Source organism: Streptosporangium sp. NBC_01639 (assembly GCF_045209755.1).
GTDB lineage: Bacteria > Actinomycetota > Actinomycetes > Streptosporangiales > Streptosporangiaceae > Streptosporangium.
The window spans coordinates 6,880,074-6,898,597 of record NZ_CP109272.1 but is presented as its reverse complement, the minus strand read 5'-3'; the positions used below and the strand labels follow the sequence as shown (position 1 = coordinate 6,898,597).

At 70.5% G+C, this 18,524-nt stretch carries 13 protein-coding genes and 1 pseudogene; 2 read left to right on the top strand and 12 right to left on the bottom strand.

Annotation, left to right across the window (positions count from 1 at the left end; genetic code table 11):
* The first annotated feature begins 13 nt into the window (after positions 1 to 13).
* Entirely contained in the window at positions 14 to 412 is a 399-nt protein-coding gene (locus OHA77_RS31420) for a globin (protein WP_406312983.1), read from the top strand.
* A gap of 23 nt (positions 413 to 435) precedes the next feature.
* A complete protein-coding gene (locus OHA77_RS31415; RefSeq protein WP_406312981.1) occupies positions 436 to 1,971 on the top strand; it encodes a glycoside hydrolase family 13 protein in 1,536 nt (511 codons plus the stop codon).
* A gap of 84 nt (positions 1,972 to 2,055) precedes the next feature.
* Here OHA77_RS31415 and ettA read toward each other — a convergent pair whose 3' ends face one another.
* The 12 genes and pseudogenes from ettA to OHA77_RS31355 form a co-directional block, all read right to left on the bottom strand.
* Positions 2,056 to 3,720, bottom strand: coding sequence for an energy-dependent translational throttle protein EttA (gene ettA, locus OHA77_RS31410; protein ID WP_326824582.1), 1,665 nt, complete (start codon positions 3,718 to 3,720; stop codon positions 2,056 to 2,058).
* A gap of 26 nt (positions 3,721 to 3,746) precedes the next feature.
* On the bottom strand, positions 3,747 to 5,045 hold the full coding sequence (locus OHA77_RS31405) for a GGDEF domain-containing protein (protein ID WP_326824583.1): 1,299 nt from the start codon (positions 5,043 to 5,045) through the stop codon (positions 3,747 to 3,749).
* A 358-nt stretch (positions 5,046 to 5,403) separates the two neighbouring features.
* A complete protein-coding gene (locus OHA77_RS31400) occupies positions 5,404 to 6,099 on the bottom strand; it encodes a single-stranded DNA-binding protein (protein WP_406312980.1) in 696 nt (231 codons plus the stop codon).
* Between the two features lie 136 nt (positions 6,100 to 6,235).
* Positions 6,236 to 7,879, bottom strand: a complete 1,644-nt coding sequence (locus OHA77_RS31395; protein WP_406312979.1) for a GTP-binding protein — start codon at positions 7,877 to 7,879, stop codon at positions 6,236 to 6,238.
* A 186-nt stretch (positions 7,880 to 8,065) separates the two neighbouring features.
* Positions 8,066 to 10,426 carry a dynamin family protein gene (locus OHA77_RS31390; RefSeq protein ID WP_406312978.1) on the bottom strand — a complete coding sequence of 787 codons (2,361 nt, stop codon included), beginning with the start codon at positions 10,424 to 10,426 and terminating at the stop codon, positions 8,066 to 8,068.
* Positions 10,427 to 11,187: 761 nt separating this feature from the next.
* Positions 11,188 to 12,420 carry a uroporphyrinogen-III C-methyltransferase gene (gene cobA, locus OHA77_RS31385; protein WP_326824587.1) on the bottom strand — a complete coding sequence of 411 codons (1,233 nt, stop codon included), beginning with the start codon at positions 12,418 to 12,420 and terminating at the stop codon, positions 11,188 to 11,190.
* A 153-nt stretch (positions 12,421 to 12,573) separates the two neighbouring features.
* Positions 12,574 to 13,692, bottom strand: a complete 1,119-nt coding sequence (cobT, locus tag OHA77_RS31380; RefSeq protein WP_406312977.1) for a nicotinate-nucleotide--dimethylbenzimidazole phosphoribosyltransferase — start codon at positions 13,690 to 13,692, stop codon at positions 12,574 to 12,576.
* A 40-nt stretch (positions 13,693 to 13,732) separates the two neighbouring features.
* Entirely contained in the window at positions 13,733 to 14,560 is an 828-nt protein-coding gene (locus tag OHA77_RS31375) for a sirohydrochlorin chelatase (RefSeq protein ID WP_326824589.1), read from the bottom strand.
* Between the two features lie 149 nt (positions 14,561 to 14,709).
* On the bottom strand, positions 14,710 to 15,252 hold the full coding sequence (locus OHA77_RS31370) for a GNAT family protein (protein WP_326824590.1): 543 nt from the start codon (positions 15,250 to 15,252) through the stop codon (positions 14,710 to 14,712).
* A 183-nt stretch (positions 15,253 to 15,435) separates the two neighbouring features.
* Positions 15,436 to 15,741 (bottom strand): annotated as a pseudogene (locus tag OHA77_RS31365) (lactate utilization protein C); the annotation flags it as partial.
* 572 nt (positions 15,742 to 16,313) lie between these two features.
* A complete protein-coding gene (locus tag OHA77_RS31360) occupies positions 16,314 to 17,726 on the bottom strand; it encodes a lactate utilization protein B (RefSeq protein ID WP_406312976.1) in 1,413 nt (470 codons plus the stop codon).
* Positions 17,727 to 17,805: 79 nt separating this feature from the next.
* Positions 17,806 to 18,522, bottom strand: coding sequence for a (Fe-S)-binding protein (locus OHA77_RS31355; protein ID WP_326824592.1), 717 nt, complete (start codon positions 18,520 to 18,522; stop codon positions 17,806 to 17,808).
* Positions 18,523 to 18,524: the final 2 nt, after the last annotated feature.

Below are 18,524 nucleotides of genomic sequence, written 5' to 3'. Positions count from 1 at the left end.
TTAGGCTTGGGGCGTGTCCGCCATCCCCGAGGAACCCCAGTCCTTCTACGACGCCGTCGGTGGCGAGGTGGCCTTCCGGCATCTCGTCCACCGCTTCTACCAAGGCGTCGTAGGTGACCCGTTGCTGCGACCGCTCTACCCCGAGGACGACCTCGCCGGAGCCGAAGACCGGTTGCGCCTCTTCCTGATCCAATACTGGGGCGGTCCCGGCACCTACAGCGCCCAACGGGGGCATCCGCGGCTACGGATGCGGCACAATCCTTTCGTCATCGGCGCGGCCGAGCGCGACGCCTGGCTGAAGCACATGCACGACGCGGTGGTCTCGCTGCAGCTCCCCGACGACCTGGAGAAGCGCCTGTGGGACTACCTCGTCTACGCGGCGCACAGCATGGTCAACGCCCCTGACGCATAAACCCCGCCGGCTGGGGGCAATCCATGCACATGGAAACCCCCTGGTGGCGTGATGCCGTCGTCTACGAGATCTATGTTCGCAGCTTCGCCGACGCCTCAGGAGACGGCGTCGGCGATCTGACCGGTGTCCGGCAGCGTCTGCCCTACCTCGCCGAGCTGGGCGTGGACGCGATCTGGCTGACCCCTTTCTACCGCTCCCCCATGGCCGACGGCGGCTACGACGTCGCCGACTACCGCGACGTCGATCCGCTGTTCGGCACATTGGCCGACTTCGACGCGCTCGTCGCCGACGCCCACGGTCTCGGACTACGGGTGATCGTGGACATCGTGCCCAACCACAGCTCTTCCGAGCACGAGTGGTTCAAGGCGGCGCTGCGGGGCGAGGGGCGTGACCGCTACCTCTTCCGCGACGGCGGGGACCTGCCGCCCAACAACTGGCAGTCCACTTTCAGCGGTCCGGCCTGGACGAAGGCACCCGACGGGCAGTGGTACCTGCACCTGTTCGCCCCCGAACAGCCCGACTTCAACTGGCGCAATCCCGAGGTGCGGGACGAGTTCCTCGATGTGCTGAGGTTCTGGCTGGACCGGGGGGTGGACGGGTTCAGGATCGACGTGGCGATGGGTCTCTACAAGGCCGAGGGCTTGCCCGACACCCCTCCGGAGGACCAGGCGTTCAAGGCCGAGTCGCCGATCTGGGGGCAGCCGGAGGTGCATGAGGTGTACCGGGATTGGCGCAAGGTGCTCGACTCCTATCCCGGTGAGCGGATGGCCGTCGGCGAGGTGTGGACCGACTCTCCCGAGGATCTCGCCCGCTACGTCCGTCCCGACGAGCTGCATCAGAGCTTCAACTTCTCCTGGTTGGAGGCTCCCTGGTCCGCCCAGGCGTTCCGGACGGTCATTGACGACACCCTGGCCACCGTCACCGCTCCGACCTGGGTGCTCTCCAACCACGACGTGGTCCGCCACGTCACCCGGTACGGCGAGGGCCTGGTCAACTCCACGACGGGCCTGGCCCGTGCCCGGGCGGCTCTGCTGGCCATGCTCGCCCTGCCGGGCTCGGCGTATCTCTACCAGGGGGAGGAACTCGGCCTGCCCGAGGTGCGGGAACTGCCCCCGGAGGCACGCCAGGACCCCATCTTCGCGCGCTCCGAGGGCACTCTGCCCGGCCGGGACGGCTGCCGGGTCCCCATTCCCTGGTCGGGGATCGCCGAGCCGTACGGCTTCTCACCCGACGGCACCCGGCCCTGGCTGCCCCAGCCGGCCGAATGGGTCCCGCTGACCGCCGAGCACCAGGCGAGCGACCCCGGTTCGACGCTGGGCTTCTACCAGGAGGCCCTGCGTGCCCGCCGTGAACTGCGCGGCTCGCTCAGCGACGAGATCACCTGGTTGGACTCCGCGGAGGGCGCGCTCTTCTTCAGCCGCGGGCCGTTGACCTGCGTCATCAACTGCGGCTCCGAGCCGGTACAGCTTCCGCCGCACGACCGGGTCCTGCTCGGCAGCTCCCCCGTGGACGGCTACCTGCTCCCTCCGGACACCGCGGCCTGGCTCCTCACTCCGTAAGGGCCCTCCTGCTCCCGGCAAACGGCAGCGAGTGCCCGGCTCCCACCGGACGGTGGGAGCCGGGCACTCGCTGTGCGGGCCGCGTCAGTCGCGGGTGAGCTTGCGGTAGGTGACGCGGTGCGGACGGGCCGCGTCGGCACCCAGCCGCTCGATCTTGTTCTTCTCGTAGTCCGCGAAGTTACCCTCGAACCAGAACCAGTTCGAGCCTTCCTCCCACGCGAGGATGTGGGTGGCGATGCGGTCGAGGAACCACCGGTCGTGCGAGGTGATGACCGCGCAGCCCGGGAACTCCAAGAGGGCGTTCTCCAGGCTGGAGAGCGTCTCGGTGTCGAGGTCGTTGGTCGGCTCGTCGAGCAGCAGCACGTTGCCGCCCTGCTTGAGGGTCAGCGCCAGGTTGAGCCGGTTGCGCTCGCCGCCGGACAGGATGCCCGACTTCTTCTGCTGGTCCGGGCCCTTGAACCCGAACGCGGCGATGTAGGCGCGGGACGGCATCTCGACCTGGCCGACCTTGATGTAGTCGAGCCCGTCGGAGACGACTTCCCAGACGTTCTTGGCCGGGTCGATACCACCACGGCTCTGGTCGGCATAGGAGATCTTGACGGTGTCACCGACGACGATCCCACCGTCGTCGGGGGTCTCGCTACCGGTGATCATCCGGAACATCGTGGTCTTGCCGACGCCGTTGGGGCCGATGACGCCGACGATGCCGTTACGCGGCAGGTCGAAGGAGAGACTGTCCATGAGGACCCGGTCCTCGAAGCCCTTGGTGAGCTTCTCCGCACGGATGACCGTGGTGCCCAGGCGCGGGCCCGGCGGGATCTGGATCTCCTCGAAGTCGAGCTTGCGGTGCTTGTCGGCTTCGGCGGCCATCTCGTCGTAGCGCTGCAGACGTGCCCGGCTCTTGGTCTGGCGGGCTCGGGCGTTGGAGCGGACCCACTCCAGCTCCTCCTCCAGCCGCTTCTTGCGCTTGGCGTCCTTCTGGCCCTCCAGCTTGAGCCGTGCCGACTTGGCCTCCAGGTAGGTGGAGTAGTTTCCCTCGTAGGCGTGGCAGCGGCCACGGTCGAGCTCCAGGATCCACCCGGCCACGTTGTCCAGGAAGTAACGGTCGTGGGTGACCGCCAGGACGGTGCCGGGGTATTTCTCCAGATGAGACTCCAGCCACTGGACACTCTCGGCGTCCAGGTGGTTGGTGGGCTCGTCGAGCAGGAGGAGGTCGGGCTGCTCGAGCAGCAGCTTGCACAGTGCGACCCGGCGCCGCTCACCACCGGAGAGCTGGGTGACGTCGGCATCGGGCGGCGGGCAGCGGAGCGCGTCCATCGCCTGCTCAAGCTGGCTGTCGAGATCCCATCCGTTGCGGTGGTCCAGCGCGTCCTGCAGCTTGCCCATCTCGTTGAGCAGTTCGTCGCTGTAGTCGGTGGCCATCAGCTCGGCGATCTCGTTGAATCGATCGAGCATGGCCTTGGTCTCGGCGACGCCCTCTTCGACGTTGCCGAGCACGGTCTTGGATTCGTTGAGCGGGGGCTCCTGCTGAAGCATGCCGACGGTGAAGCCGGGCATGAGCCGGGCGTCGCCGTTGGACGGCTGCTCCAGACCCGCCATCATCTTCAGCAGCGTCGACTTTCCGGTGCCGTTGGGGCCCAGGACGCCGATCTTGGCGCCCGGCAGGAACGACAGCGTCACGTCGTCGAGGACGACCTTGTCGCCGTGCGCCTTGCGCACGCGCTGCAGTGTGTAGATGTACTCCGGCATACCGTCTAGCTTAGGGCCTGTCGAGCTTAGCTAGGGGCGGCCTCGGAGCCGGGCCTGCGAGCCGGGGGCACAACCGTCGCGGGCAGGCAGATCCGGTCGCGGCCAAGCTCCTTCGCACGGTAGAGGGCCAGGTCCGCCGCGGCGAGCAGCTCTATCAGGTCGTCGCCGTGCATGCTCATGACCGCCACTCCGACCGAGATGGTCACAGTGATCAGGTTGTCGTCCGCCGGAACCGCCATCCGGCCGATGCGGGACCGCAGCCGCTCGGCGACCCTGCGCGCCTCGGTCACGTCGGCCCGGGGCAGCAGGACGACGAACTCTTCGCCGCCGAACCGGCCCACCACGTCGTAGTCACGGAGCTGGCTGCGGATGGTGGCGGCCACCCCGATCAGGACCTGGTCGCCGATCAGGTGGCCGTAGGTGTCGTTGACCCGCTTGAAATGGTCGATGTCCACGATCAGCAGGGCCAGCGTCTCGCCGGTGCGGCGCGCTCTGACGATCTCGGTGTCCGCTTCGCGCTGCCAGGCCGCGGCGTTGAGCAGGCCCGTCTTGGAGTCGGTGCGGGCCGCCGCCTGGAGCTGGGCGTGCAGCAGACTCCGCTGGAGCAGGACCACCGGGGGCAGCGCCAGCACCAGCAATGCCGGGTTCAGCCCGCAGGTGATGGCGACGAGGACCCCGAGGCAGAGCTCGACCACGTCGAGCAGCAGGCTCTCCCGGTTCCACAGCACCTCCCGCCAGCGGCTGTCGGGGGCGGCGGTGTGCGCGGCGACGGCGATCAGCGCGGTGTTGAGCACGGTGAACAGCACGGCGGCGCCGACGGCGGCGGCGATCGTCAGGCCGTCGCCCGCGGTCAGCGCGGCCAGGTCTCCGGCGACCGTGTGGAACAGCACCGAAGCGGCGCATCCGGCCAGGCCGATCGCGGCGGAGCTGAACACCCGCCGGTAGAGGACGGTCTCCCGCACCCGTTTCTGCAGGAGGATCTGGAGCGGGATGGGGGCGAGAAGCGCGTAGACGGGTGGCAGGAGCAGCGCGGCGGGCAACCACCAGGCGGACAGCAGGTCACGGGAGACACCGGCCGGCATGCCGAGCCTGCGGGTCGCCTCGATGCAGACGGCGCCGCATGCCATCAACGCGGCGAAGGTCGCCAGATCATGCCAGCGAAAATCAGTCGACAGGGCGAAAAGCCCGATCGCGACGAGATCCAGCGCCACGATTCCGCAGAAGTAGACGACCAGTGCGCGACGTTGCCCAAGCAAGGGCCACCGATCGACCAGGACGGTCACACCGCTGCGGGGTTTGACCGAGGTGTGAATGGGTGCCGCCATGTCGCCCCCTTCTCCGACTAACGATGTGTAACACGATAGTTGCGGAGTGTGCGGCGCGCGACGGTAACCGCTACCTTTGGCAGGGTGGGCCTCCTCATCAGGTGGCTCACCACTGGGAATCGCTCACTCTACGAGCGGACCATGAGGGAAGGAGCAGCCATGCTGCGGGGCGTGACCTGGACCTGACAGATGCTCCGAGCATCTGACACAGGCAAGATGACCATCGGCCTGTTTTCTCGGCGTCGCCGCCTTCCTGGCGGGGCACCGACCGCGCTCGGCCGATGCCCCCTCCTCTTTTCGGCCCTCTCCGGAGACCTGCGCACAGCTCGTGTCCGGTGCCGCGCCACTGATGGCCGTCTCAGGCCACCATGTGCGCCTCTGCCGGCCACGGCGTCTCGTCTCTGGATTCTCCGTCTCTCGTCGTCTTCCCGTCGATCATCTTCTCCTGTCCGGCGTCCGTCTCCCTCTCGGACACGCCGTGATCTTCTATGTTGACTCCGTTTCCAGCGGTGCCCTCCTGCGGCAGGCCGCTCCCCGCCTCATCCGTCTCCCCGTCGCCCGTCCCCGCCTTCACCAGGCTCAGGACACCGGAACCGCTCGCCGCGGCGGAGGCGGCGCCGCCCAGCGCCCAGTCGTGGGTCTCGCGGTCGAGCTCGGTCCGCTCCCTGCGACCCAGCGCGGGGGCCGCGCCTCCCCGCTGGGGTTTGCTGAAGCTTCCCAGGCCCCAGCGCAGGTCGTGCCCGAGCGAGTTGGCCTCCACCTCTGGCATGAAACGGCGCTCACCCTCGTGGGTGAACTCGCGGATCCGCAGCCGGCCCTGGACGACGATCGGCTGGCCCACCTGGATCGACTGGGCGACGTTGTCGGCGAGGCCGCGGAAGCAGCGGACGCCGAAGTAGGTCGTCTCGCCGTTGCACCACTGCTGGTTCTCCCTGTCGAAGTAACGGCTTGTGGAGGCGACCTTGAGTGAGGTGACCCGTGACCCGTCGGGGAAGGTGTGCTGGCGCGGCGGAGCCGCGACGTTGCCGGTCAGCGTGACGTGGATGTCGTTCATCGTGTCTCCCTTGAAAGCGGGCGGACTGCCCGTGACATGGAGGACACGATGGCCCGTGCCGTCGCTGGCAGGAGCCGCCGAACCACGCTCTGTGGATTACCTCACGCGGATGCCGCAGAGCTGTGGACGGCAGGGACTAAGCCCGCACACCCCGTAGCGCGGAAGAGAACTCGTTGTATCTGGCCAGTTCGCGCTCCACCGGTTCGATGACCATGGTCGCGGCCACCCCGCCGACCCTGCGGCGCATCTCCCGTTCGAGCCGGTCCCGCTCGTTCCCCGCGCCGAGCGCGACGAAGTTGCGGCTGGCCACCGCCGTGAGCAGGCCGAGCCCGAGGACCGAGCACACCATCAGCACCACCCACGGCAGCGAGGCCACCTCACCGAACACCGCCAGGCCCTCCGGCAGCGTCCCCGCGCCGAACACGCCGTAGGCGAGAGCCGTACCGATCCAGGCGAGCCCCGCGACGGACAGCAGGACCAGCAGGTACTGCCAGACGAGGAGCAGCCGCCACCAGCCGGGAACCCGGTCCAGGCGTGGCGCGATCTCCGACAGTTCCTCGGAGAGCACCTGGGGGAGCTGGACCGAGCGCGAGCGCGCGGCCTCCTTGATCCCGTTGCGCCAGGACTCGTGCATGCCGGAGGTCAGCCCGTCGGCGAGGGCCTGCACCGCGTTGTCCACCTCGGCCGGCTGCGCGCTGACCGAGCCGCCGGCGACGCCCCGGATCTCGTCCCGGAGGTCACCCAGACGCAGGCTGTTGAGCGGGTCGGACCGGAACCTGGCGACCCATCGGGTGTACGGCCAGCCGACCCACTCCATGGATCGCACGCCGTACACGTTCTCCATCGCCTCACCGACGGCAGGCACCCCGACCGCGTCGCAGAGCGCGTCGGTCAGGCCGATCCGGCGGGCGTCGTCGATCGAGGTGGAAACGGCGGGGGTGCCGTCCGCGGGCACGGCCTTCGTCAGGCGGAGCGTGAGCCGGTCGAGGTCGGCTTCCAGACGCTGGACGGCCGCCCTGCGCCTGACCACGGTCTGGGCGAGGACCGCCTTGAGACCGTCCACCCCCCTGCCGGTGATCGCGGAGGTGGTGACGATGACGGGCTTTTCGACACCCTCGCGGCGGAGCAGATCCTCCAGGTCCGCGACGCACTCGACCAGCTCCTCCGGCTCCAGGCGGTCGGCCTGGTTGAGCACGAAGATGGTCACCGCTTCCTGCCCGGCCAGTTCGGTCACATAGCGGCGGTGCGTGGAGGCGTCGGCGTACTTCTGCGGGTCGAGCACCCATACGACCAGGTCGGCGACCTGGATCAGCCGGTCGGCCTCGGTGTCGGTGAGCGCCCGGATGGAGTCGTGGTCGGGCAGGTCGAGCAGGATCAGCCCGTGGAGCTGGCTCTCTCCCCTGTCCAGGGCACTGGCCCTCGCGAAGCGGTGCCGCCACTGGATCTGCAGCCAGTCGAGCAGCGGGCCCGCGCCGTCCAGCCCCCAGACGCAGGCGTGGGTGCGCGCCGTGGTGGGGCGGCGGACCCCGGTCGGCGACAGCTCCAGCCCGGAGATCGAGTTGAACAGCGTCGACTTGCCGCTTCCGGTTCCTCCGGCGAGGGCGACGACGGTGTGCTCGGAGGAGAGCTTGAGCCGGTCACCGGCACGGAGCAGCAGCTTTCCCGACTCCGCCAGGAGCTTGGGGTCGACTCGGCCCGGCCCCATTTCCACGATCCGTGCCAGCGCGGCGAGCCGGCTGCCGAGACCTTGACGGGTCTGGGTGGTGCCAACAGTGGTCATGGCTCGCTTACCGTTCCTTTTTTGCTGCGCGGATCGCTCGGCCCCCGCGGGCCGTGATACCGGGGACACGCCCGGTGAAGGCCGTGCTCGCCACGTCGGCTCCGCCCCCTGCCCTCGATCGCCGCCCCCCGCCCGCCGGTGACGGGCGTGCGGAGAACACCGCGCCCGTCACGGCGGATCCATCCGTCATCGGGCGACCTCAAGGTTGTAGGTCGCCCGATGAAGGCGGGTGGCGGCGGACTCGTCGGGGATGCCCGAGCCGTCGAGGGCCTGGACGTAGCGCGACATCTCATCGTCGAACAGCATGCCGATCCGGGCCCGCAGATCGCTGCGGACCTTGGCGCCGATGGTGCGGAGCGACTCGGCGCCGAGGAGCGCATGAACCAGCCGCTGCGGCAGTGCGCCGGTGACGACCCCCTCGCCCTCGGTGGCGCCGTCTCCGAGAAGCCCGATCGCGAAGATCAGCGACAGGGACTCGACGTCGAACGACACCAGCCTGGCGACCGCCCGTTTGGTGACGCCCTCGGTGCGGATCAGCTCGATGATGTGGTCCTGCCAGGCCGCAACGGTCCGGCCGGTCCTGCGCAGGAGCTCGTCGGAGGCGTGGCCGAGGCCCGGGACGGCCGCCAGAGTCTCTCCGGCGCCGGAACGGTGCAGCCAGCGTGAGACGCTCTCCTCCGCGGCCCGCTGCGCCGCCGAGACGATGAGGGACTCCACCGCGGCCCGGAGGGCGGACTTCAGCGCGCTGAGCCGCTCGGGAGCCTGGTGACTCGCCTTGCCCGCGAATCGGCCGGGCTTGCGCAGGTGCAGTGTCCGCATGAGGTCGCCTGAGGCGGCGAAGTCCTGCCACCGGGCGAGCACCTCACCGCGGAGCAGCGAGCCGTTCCCGGTCGCCTGCTCGATCTCGGCGAGCGCGGCGGCGTAGGCGGCGTCCACGTCACCGCGGAGCTCACTTCTGAGGACCACCTGGGCCTCCAGCTGCCTGGCCAGGGCGGGGATCCGGGTGCGGAAGCTGTCCAGCACCCCGGACAGGGTGGCCTGTACGGCCTGCGCCCGGCGCTGGTCGTCGACCGACAACTCGGTCAGCCACAGCCGGAGCTCGGTGACCTCGTGGTCGGGGAGCATGCCGTCGGTGACCTTGCTCTCATTGATGACGAAGCGGTCGGCATCGCCGAGGCCGTACTCGGTGAGCATCCTGAAGAAGTGCTTGGTGACGACGTCCCGGGACTTGGGCGGCACCCGGGAGAGCACGATGACCAGCCGGGCTCCGCGCTCCTTGGCCAGGCGGAGGAGCCGCCAGGCGGGGGCGTCGGCGTAACGGGCGGCGGTGGTGACGAAGATCCACAGATCGGCCGTGTCAAGCATCCGGTGGGCGATCTCGTGGTGCTCCTCGACGACCGAGTCGATGTCGGGGGTGTCGAGCAGAGCCACGCCCGGAGGGAGGCGTTCGGTGGAGACGAGCACGAGACTGCCGGGAGCCGCCTTGGGATCGGGCTCGGCCTGCCGCCGCAGGCTGCCGAGCAGGTCACCGTCGGCGAACCACTCGTGGTCGTCGGGGTGGCAGGCGAGGACCGGGGTGCCGGTGGTCGGGCGGCGTACGCCGGTGGCGCTGACCTTGGCGTTGGCCAGGGTGTTGAGGAGCGTGGACTTGCCCGCCCCGGTGGACCCGGCGACCACGACGAGCGCCGGCGCGGTGCTGGTGCGGATCCGCGGGATCACGTAGTCGTCGAGCTGAGCCAGGATCTCGCTCTGGGTCCGTCTGGCCTCCTCCGCACCGGGGAGGTCCAGGCCGAAGCGGAGGTCGGTGACGCTGGTGCGGAGAACGGCGAGCGCACCGGTCAGGGCTTCGGAGACGACGTACGGCAGCGGCGTCTCCCGTACTCGGCCACGCCGCGTCCATTCGGCCTGCTCGCCTGGGTAGGCGTCGTCTCCGGCGTCGTCTTCGGCGGTGTCTTTGGCGTTGTCGTCGGCGGCGGGCTCGAAGGCACCTCGGTCCGTGCCCGCGTAGGCTCCGGCCGGGGCCGCCTCAGGATCTTCCTCCCGGTCCGCGTGGATGGGAGGAGCACTCGCACCGGCCTGGGAAGCGGCGGAGGCGTCGTCAGCAGACGGGCTGTCAGGCCTCTCTCCGCGCTGCGGGGGGAGGGCGGGGCCGTCGGCATCCGCCTGGAAGGCGGCGAAGGCGGAACCGGGGGACGGAACGCCCGCGCCGGCCGGCGGAGAGGGGACTGTGGTGCTGTCCGGGGCGGAGCCGGGGGCGTCGTCCTCCTCGTGGGAGCCGGCCGCGTCACCGGTCAGCGACGCGATGGTCGCCTCCGCCGCAGCGGCGGCCGCACGGAAAGCGGCGAAAGCGTCATCCTGCGACCCGCCCGCACCCTCCGCCCCCCGCGAAGCGGCAGCGGAACCCGAAGCAGCACCACCACCCGGCCACGCGGACGAGGACGAGACCCCACCGGCACGGGAAGGACCAACCCCACCCTCCGGAGACGGGTCGGCACCACGCTCACGAGAAGAGGACCCACCAAGTCCACCAGGTCCAGCGGTCCTCAACGACGGAGCGGCATCACCACTCCCGACCGCACCACCCGCACGACCAACTGAAGAAGAGGCGGACCCATCACCCGAAGGAGAAGCGGCCCCACCACCGGTCAGCGACGCGATGGTCGCCTCCGCCGCAGCGGCGGCCGCACGGAAAGCGGCGAAAGCGTCATCCTGCGACCCGCCCGCACCCTCCGCCCCCCGCGAAGCGGCAGCGGAACCCGAAGCAGCACCACCACCCGGCCACGCGGACGAGGACGAGACCCCACCGGCACGGGAAGGACCAACCCCACCCTCCGGAGACGGGTCGGCACCACGCTCACGAGAAGAGGACCCACCAAGTCCACCAGGTCCAGCGGTCCTCAACGACGGAGCGGCATCACCACTCCCGACCGCACCACCCGCACGACCACCCGAAGAAGAAGCCGCCCCACCACCCGCACCACCACCCGAAGGAGAAGCCGCCGCACCATCGGCGCGACCACCCGCACCACCACCCGAAGGAGAAGCCGCCGCACCACCCGTCAACGACGCGATGGTCGCCTCCGCCGCAGCGGCGGCCGCACGGAAAGCGGCGAGAGGGTCGTCCGGAGCCGTGGCGGTCTCCTCACCGGCGGCCGGCGGGCGGGACGCCGAGGCCGCATCGTCGTCGGAACGGATGGCCCTGAACGTAACCGTCTGTTCGTCCGGGAACTCGGTGTCGCCCGACGGGGTGCCGCCGGGCGCCCCCTGGGGGGAGCCGGCGGGGTGGGTGGGCCTGTTGGCAGCCGACTTCACGGTACCCGCTCCGCTCGAACCATCTCGACCTCCTGGCCGACCTTCACGACATCGCCAACGATCACGATCGCAGGTGGCCGGATCCCAGCCGCGGTCACGCGCTCCGCCACGGTGGAGAGCGTGGCGTAAAGAGCGCGTTGGGTGGGAAGAGTACCGTCCTGTACCACCATTACGGGAGTTTCTGGCGAACGTCCGTCACGGATAAGCGTTTCGGCAATCGTTTCGATCCGTTCGACGGCCATCATGAGCACCAGGGTTCCACCGGAACGTGCCAGATTCGGCCAGTCGACGGTGGATCGGTCATCACCGGGTGGGACGTGGACGGAGATCACGTGGAACTCCTGGCTCACGCCACGATGGGTCACCGGCACGCCGGCCGCCGCAGGCACCGCGACCGGGCTGGTGATCCCGGGGACGACGGTCACCGGGATGCCCTCACGGGCGCAGGCGAGCATCTCCTCACCGCCCCTGCCGAAGACGAACGGGTCACCGCCCTTGAGCCGGACCACGAACCTGCCCTTTTTCGCATGCTCGACCAGCAATTCGTTGATCCTCTCCTGGGCCATGTAACGGCCGTAGGGGATCTTCGCCGCGTCGATCAGCTCGACGTCCGGGGAGAGCTCGTCGAGCAGGGCCTGCGGTGCGAGGCGGTCGGCGATGACCACGTCCGCCTGGGCGAGCAGTTGACGCCCTCTGACGGTGATCAGGCCGGGGTCGCCGGGACCGCCGCCGACCAGGGCGACACCGACCGGCTTGGTGCGGTTACGCCGGGCGTCCACCGTCCCGTCACGCAGTGCCTCCACGACGGCGTCCCTGATCCCGGCCGCCCGGCGGGGATCACCACCCGCGGTGACGGCCACGCCGACCTCTCCCACGCGCCCCGTGGCCGGGGTCCAGGCCGCCGACGCGTCCTTGTCGTCGGCGCGTACGCACCAGATCCGCTTGGCCTCGGCCTCGGCGGCCACCGCGGTGTTCACCGCCCGGTCATCGGTGCAGGCCTGGACGAGCCATGCCCCGTCCACGTCACCGACCTGGTACGGCCTAGCCTGCCAGATCACCCGTCCGGTCGCGATGAGATCGTCGAGGGCATGCGTGACACTCGTGGAGACGACGGTGACCAGAGCCCCCGCCTCAAGCAGCGCCGGAACCCGCCGCTGAGCGACGCGCCCTCCGCCCACGACGAGCACCCGCCGCCCGGAAAGGTGCAAACCGAGCAGATAGGGCGACATGGTGACAGATCTCCCGTTCGAGATTAATCGTGAAGCACGACGTGTTAAGAGGTAAACCTACCGGCTAATGGTCCACTGTTTGCTGCCCCCGTGTTAACAGCGTAAAGAAGCGCCTGACCACAATTCACCGGCAGGGTCGTAACCTTTGGCGGATCACGCCTCCTTGTCGGTGACTCCGGCGGAATCAAAGGTCGCCACCTCATGCATCACCCTGACCGCGGCGCAGACGAGCGGGTGGGCGAGCAGCCCTCCGCTGCCCTCTCCGAGCCGGAGCTCCAGATCGACCAGAGGACGCAGGCCCAGGTGGTCGAGCGCTGCGCCGTGGCCGGGCTCGGCCGAGCGGTGCCCGGCCACGCAGTGGTCCACCACGCCGGGGGCCAGCGCGGCCGCCGCCAGCGCGGCCGAGCCCGCGATGACACCGTCGAGGATGACCGGCACCCGCAACGCCGCTCCCCCCAGGATGAATCCGGCGATCGCCGCGTGCTCCAACCCGCCGACCGCGGCCAGCGTCTCCAGCGCCGACATGGCCCCACCGGTCGCCGCGCGCTCCCGCTCCGGCGTCTCGGAGCCGTTCTCCACTCCGCCGTCCAGGCCGTTCACCCGTAGCGCCCGCCGGACCACCTCGATCTTCCGGCTCAGGGTCTCATCGTCGATCCCGGTGCCCCTACCGGTCACACCGGCCGCGTCCAGGCCGGTGAACGCGCAGATCAGGGCGGCGGATGCGGTGGTGTTGGCGATGCCCATGTCCCCGGTGACCAGGCAGCGGGCCCCCTGGTCGACGAGCCTGCGGGCCACCTCGATCCCGGTCTCCAGCGCCGCGACCACCTGCCGGGCGGTCATCGCCGGCCCGCAGGACAGGTCGGCCGTGCCGTACGCGACCTTGCTGACCGTCAGACCCGGCGCGGGGGGCAGGTCGGCGGCCACCCCGACGTCGACGACGGTCACCGAGGCACCGATCTGGGCGGCGAAGGCGTTGGCCACGGCACCGCCCGCGAGGAAGTTGGCGACCATCTGCACGGTGACCTCCTGCGGCCACGGGCTCACCCCTTGAGCATGGACGCCGTGGTCGGCGGCGAAGATCGCCAGAGCCGCGGGGACCGGGAGCGGCGGCGGGCTGACGGCCGCGGCTCCGGCCAGCCGTACGGCCACCTCCTCCAGCACGCCGAGGGCGCCTCGGGGCTTGGTCAGGCTGTCCTGGTGGGCCCGGGCGGCGGCGAGGGCCACCGGATCCGCGGGCCGGATCGCGGCGACGGTCTGCTCAAGAACGGTCATACCACCCAGTGTCCCCTGAGAACGGCGCCGCCAGGGAAGATCACCAGGTGATCCCGCTGAGCGCCTCCTCGTAGCGTTCGACGACCACGTCGGCCAGGCCCTCGCAGTCGCCGATGACCTCGGCGCAGCGGACGTCGAGATCCGGGTGGCCCGCGGCGTAGGCCATGGCCTGGGCCCAGACGCGATCCAGCACGCCACCGGCGAACAGCAGGTAGGGGACGACGATCACGCGCTTGGCGCCCAGGCGGCGGCAGCGCTCGATGCCGCCGGGCACACCGGGCGGGGTGAGGGAGACGAAGGCGGTCTCCACGGTCATGTACTCGTGGGCGTGGGTCTCCCAGAACAGGCGGGAGACCCGGTGCACGTCGGCGTTCGTCTCGGGGCTGGTGGAACCGTCGCCGACCAGGACCACCGCGGTCTCGCCGATCTCGATGCGCTCGGGCTCGTCGTCGAACGGCACGGCGGCCGCGGGGACCAGGCGGAGACTGGCGACCTCGGCCGCGGCGTCGGCCAGGCGCTCGGCGAGCAGGGCCAGCACGCGGGGGTCCGCACCCAGGGGGCGGCCGTAGTCGCAGGTGAGCATGGGATGACGCTCATGCTCGCGGGCCATCGCACCGAGGACGTCGGCGCCGAGCCGCGCGTCCCCGGTGAGACTCAACGACAGCGCCACCATGCGGTGGTGTCCCCGCGCCACCAGCGAGGCGACCGAGTCACTGAGGCGTGGCCTGGCCTTGGAGATGTATCCCCCGGAGACCTCGGCCGCCGTCTGGTCGAGACGGCAGCGGAGCCTATGGACGAACCTGCCGAATTCAGCAGATCCATTGTCATCGTGTGAGCCCTGCCCGATGAGCAGCAGCGGCGGTTTCATCGAAACAGGACTCCAATGACCTTGACCTGGGGATACGCAACGGCGAATCGCGAGGATATCCGATAACGGCACGGCATGGACAGGTAACGGTTCTGCAAAGGTGTGGCCGGTCGCGGCCATGGGCACCGTACGACGCGGACGGCCCATGGTCAGGGGAGGTCGGTTCTGAGCAGGCCGAACACGACGACGTCATGAGGGCCGTCGTCCTCCAGTTCGGCGGCGCGCAGCACCCCCTCCCTGACGAACCCGGCCTTCTCGGCCACCCGGAGTGAGGCGGTGTTGTCCAGGTTGGCGCGGAGCTCGATCCGGCGCAGGGAGGTGGTCGCGAACACCCAGCGGGTCAGGCCGCGCACGGCCTCGGGGGCGTAGCCGCGTCCCCGGTGCAGCGGGTGCACGCCGTACCCGACCTCGGTGGTTCCGGCTCCCCACAGTGTTTTGAAGAGGCTGATCGCGCCCACGACGAGCCCGTCGGCGACCATCGCCAGGTGCACGCCCTGGCCGGAGCGGTGCAACTCGTGCACACCGCGGGCGAGCCACTGGGTGATGCCGGACCGATGGCGGGGCGCGCCCGGCGGGAGGAAGACGTGGCGTGCCTCGATCACGGAGCGGATCCGGTCGGCGTCGGCCGGGGCGAAGGGGCGGAGCGCGAGCCGTGCGGTTGTGACGGATGGATCGGGCATTGACGCGGTCACACGCTCTCCTGACACGGAAACGGGTGACGCACAGCTCACCCCAGCGGGGCATGCCCGCGCAACCCGAGCTCACCCCAGCGGAGCGCGCCCGCGCAACCCGGCGGTTCGACCTCGGGAGCACGGAGTGACAGGCGCGACCTCGGGAGCACGGGGTGACGGACGCGCGGGGTGACGGGCGCGGTCTCAGCGGACGATCACGACCTCCAGCGTGCGGGGGCCGTGCACGCCCTCGACCCGGTTCAGCTCGATGTCGCTGGTCGCCGAGGGGCCGCTGATCCAGGTCAGCGGCCGGGCCGGGTCCAGTCTCCGTACGGCCTCGGGCACGCCCGCGACGATCTGGCCGGCCCGCACCACGCACAGGTGGTAGTCCGGCACCAGGGTCAGCGCCCGCCGTCCCTGGCCGGGGCCGGCGTCCAGCACGATCGTGCCGGTCTCGGCGATCCCCAGCGCGCACCCCGTGACCACACCGTCGGCCGCGTCCAGCGCCGCCGCACTCAGTGCGGGCTCGTCCCCCATGACCGCGGGGGCTCCGGGCCCGGCGGATCCGTCTCGCGTGGCCCCATCGGGTCCGGAGTCGGGGTCGGGTCCGAGATCGGTGTCAGGTCCGGAGTCGGGGTCGGGTCCGAGATCGGTGTCAGGTCCGAGATCGGTGTCAGGTCCGAGATCGGTGTCAGGTCCGGGGTCGGGTCCGGGATCGGGTCCGAGGTCGGGTGCCACGTGCCCGGGCCGGCCGGCCGCCGCCTCGACGACCGCTCGCACGGCTCGCGCCCACTCCTCCGGCAGCCCGCCGGGGACGACCAGCCGGGTCGCCCCCCGGCGGCGCAGCGCCGCCGCGATCGCCTCCGCTGCTTCGCCCTCGTCCACCAGGTGGACGACGGCCCGGTAGTCGGCCACCCGCTCGGCGAACAGCTCCACCACGCCGTCCGTGTCCGGCGACGTGCGGTAGGCGCGGGTGATCGCGACATCGGGGGCGCCGGCCACAGCCGCGCGGATCCGCGACAGGATCAGCTCCCTGGCTCCGGTGGCCGCGCCCGTCCGCGCGTCCCGCGCCTCTCGTCCGTTCATCGGGCGCCTCCGTCGGTACGGTTCCACCAGCCGCGGAAGGACTCGGCGGGGATGTCGGGGATGTCGCGGGTGTCGGTCCAGGCGGACAGCGGACCGGGCAGGTGGCCGGGGACGAACCTGCGCAGCCGGCCGCTGAGACGCTGGGCGCCGGCCAGCCGTGCCGGGCGGTCGAGCACCCAGCCGGCGGCGCGCATGCCCAGGCGTTCGGCACGCGGATGCCGGGCCTTGCCGCGCAGGTGGACCAGCACCTCGGGGATGTCGATCGCCACCGGACAGGCCTCGAAGCAGGCACCGCAGAGGGTGGAGGCGTACGGCAGGGAGGCGTCCAGCTCCGAGCTCATGCCGCGGAGCTGCGGGGTGAGGATCGCGCCGATCGGGCCGGGGTAGACGGAGCCGTAGGCGTGACCGCCCGCACGCTCGTAGACCGGGCAGACGTTCAGGCAGGCCGAGCAGCGGATGCAGCGCAGCGCCTGACGGCCGACCTCGTCGGCGAGGACCCGCGTGCGGCCGTTGTCGAGCAGGACCAGATGGAACTCCTGCCCTTCGACCGCACCGGTCCAGGTGGAGGTGTAGGGGTTCATCCGCTCACCGGTCGAGCTCCGGGGCAGCAGTTGGAGGAAGACCTCCAGGTCCTGCCAGGTCGGCAGCAGTTTCTCGATGCCGACCACGCTGATCAGCGTCTCGGGAAGGGTCAGGCACATCCGGCCGTTCCCCTCGGACTCCAGCACGACCAGTGTGCCGGTCTCAGCGATCATGAAGTTCGCACCGGAGATCGCGACCTTGGTGGACAGGAAGCGTTCTCTCAGGTGGAGCCGGGCGGCCTCGGCGAGGGCACGCGGCTCGTCGGTCAGCCCCTCGGGGGCCGCGCGGCCGTAGGAGGCCATCTTCTCCTGGAAGATCTCGCGGATCTCCGAGCGGTTCCGGTGGATCGCGGGGACCAGGATGTGCGAGGGCCAGTCGTCGCCGAGTTGCACGATCAGCTCGGCGAGGTCGGTCTCGTAGGCGGAGATACCCTGTTCCGCAAGTGCCTCGTTGAGGCCGATCTCCTGGGTGGCCATCGACTTGACCTTGACCACGGTGGTCTCGCCGGTCGCCTTGACGAGGTCGGCGACGATCCGGTTGGCCTCATCGGCGTCGGCCGCCCAGTGGACGTGCCCGCCGGCCGCGGTGACCGCCTCCTCCAGCTGGAGGAGGTAGCGCTCCAGGTTGCGCAGGGTGTGGTCCTTGATCTCCTTGCCCGCGGTCCGGAGCTCCGCCCAGTCGGGCAGTTCGGCCACCACGGAGGCCCGCTTGCCGCGGATCGTGTGCGTGGCCTTGCGCAGGTTGAACCTGAGCTGGGAGTCCTGTACGGCCGCCGCGGCGTTCTGGGGGAACGCGGGCATACCCAGGAACGTGTTGCCGCCGCTCATCGGGCGACCCCCGCCCCGGATGCCTTCTGGCTGTGCGGGGCCCGGTCCGCGGGACGGACCGGGCCGCGCGGGACGTCGATCATCGGGTGGCCTCCGTGGTGGCGAGGATCTCGGCGAGGTGCATGATCCGGACACCGGCGCGCTGGCGTCTGAGGGTGCCGCCGATGTGCATCAGGCAGGAGTTGTCCGCCGCGCAGAGCACCTCGGCTCCGGTGGCCATGATGTTGCCCACCTTGTCGCCGCACATGGCCGCGGAGACGGCCGGGTTCTTCACCGCGAAGGTGCCGCCGAACCCGCAGCACTCCTCGGCGCCGGGGAGCGGGACCAGTTCCAGCCCTCTGACCTGCTCCAGCAGGCGGGTGGGCCGGTCGCCCAGGTGGAGGCCGCGCAGGGAGTGGCAGGTCGGGTGGTAGGTCACCCGGTGCGGGAAGGACGCGCCGACGTCGGTGACGCCGAGGACGTCGACGAGGAACTCGGAGAGTTCGTGGACCTTCGGCACCGTCGCGGCGGCCTCGTCGGCCCCCACCAGCCGGGGGTACTGCTCCCGGACCATCGCGGCACACGACCCCGACGGCGCGACGACCGCGTCGTATCCGGCGAAGACGTCCAGGAAGTGCCGCGCCAGCCGTCTCCCCTCCTCGGGGTATCCGGTGTTGACGTGCATCTGGCCGCAGCAGGTCTGCGCCTGCGGGAACTCGACGTCGCATCCGAGGCGGCGCAGCAGCGTCACGACCGCCCGCCCGGTGCCGGGGAACAACGTGTCGTTCACACACGTGATGAACAGGGCGACGCGCACGG

What these genes read in the sequence shown, in the direction of transcription:
- OHA77_RS31405 (WP_326824583.1), bottom strand. Translation starts at nt 5,045, where the DNA reads ATGGCGGCACCCATTCACACCTCGGTCAAACCCCGCAGCGGTGTGACC.
- cobT (WP_406312977.1), bottom strand. Translation starts at nt 13,692, where the DNA reads ATGACCGTTCTTGAGCAGACCGTCGCCGCGATCCGGCCCGCGGATCCG.
- OHA77_RS31360 (WP_406312976.1), bottom strand. Translation starts at nt 17,726, where the DNA reads ATGAGCGGCGGCAACACGTTCCTGGGTATGCCCGCGTTCCCCCAGAAC.
- OHA77_RS31375 (WP_326824589.1), bottom strand. Translation starts at nt 14,560, where the DNA reads ATGAAACCGCCGCTGCTGCTCATCGGGCAGGGCTCACACGATGACAAT.
- OHA77_RS31400 (WP_406312980.1), bottom strand. Translation starts at nt 6,099, where the DNA reads ATGAACGACATCCACGTCACGCTGACCGGCAACGTCGCGGCTCCGCCG.
- cobA (WP_326824587.1), bottom strand. Translation starts at nt 12,420, where the DNA reads ATGTCGCCCTATCTGCTCGGTTTGCACCTTTCCGGGCGGCGGGTGCTC.
- OHA77_RS31395 (WP_406312979.1), bottom strand. Translation starts at nt 7,879, where the DNA reads ATGACCACTGTTGGCACCACCCAGACCCGTCAAGGTCTCGGCAGCCGG.
- OHA77_RS31415 (WP_406312981.1), top strand. Translation starts at nt 436, where the DNA reads ATGCACATGGAAACCCCCTGGTGGCGTGATGCCGTCGTCTACGAGATC.
- ettA (WP_326824582.1), bottom strand. Translation starts at nt 3,720, where the DNA reads ATGCCGGAGTACATCTACACACTGCAGCGCGTGCGCAAGGCGCACGGC.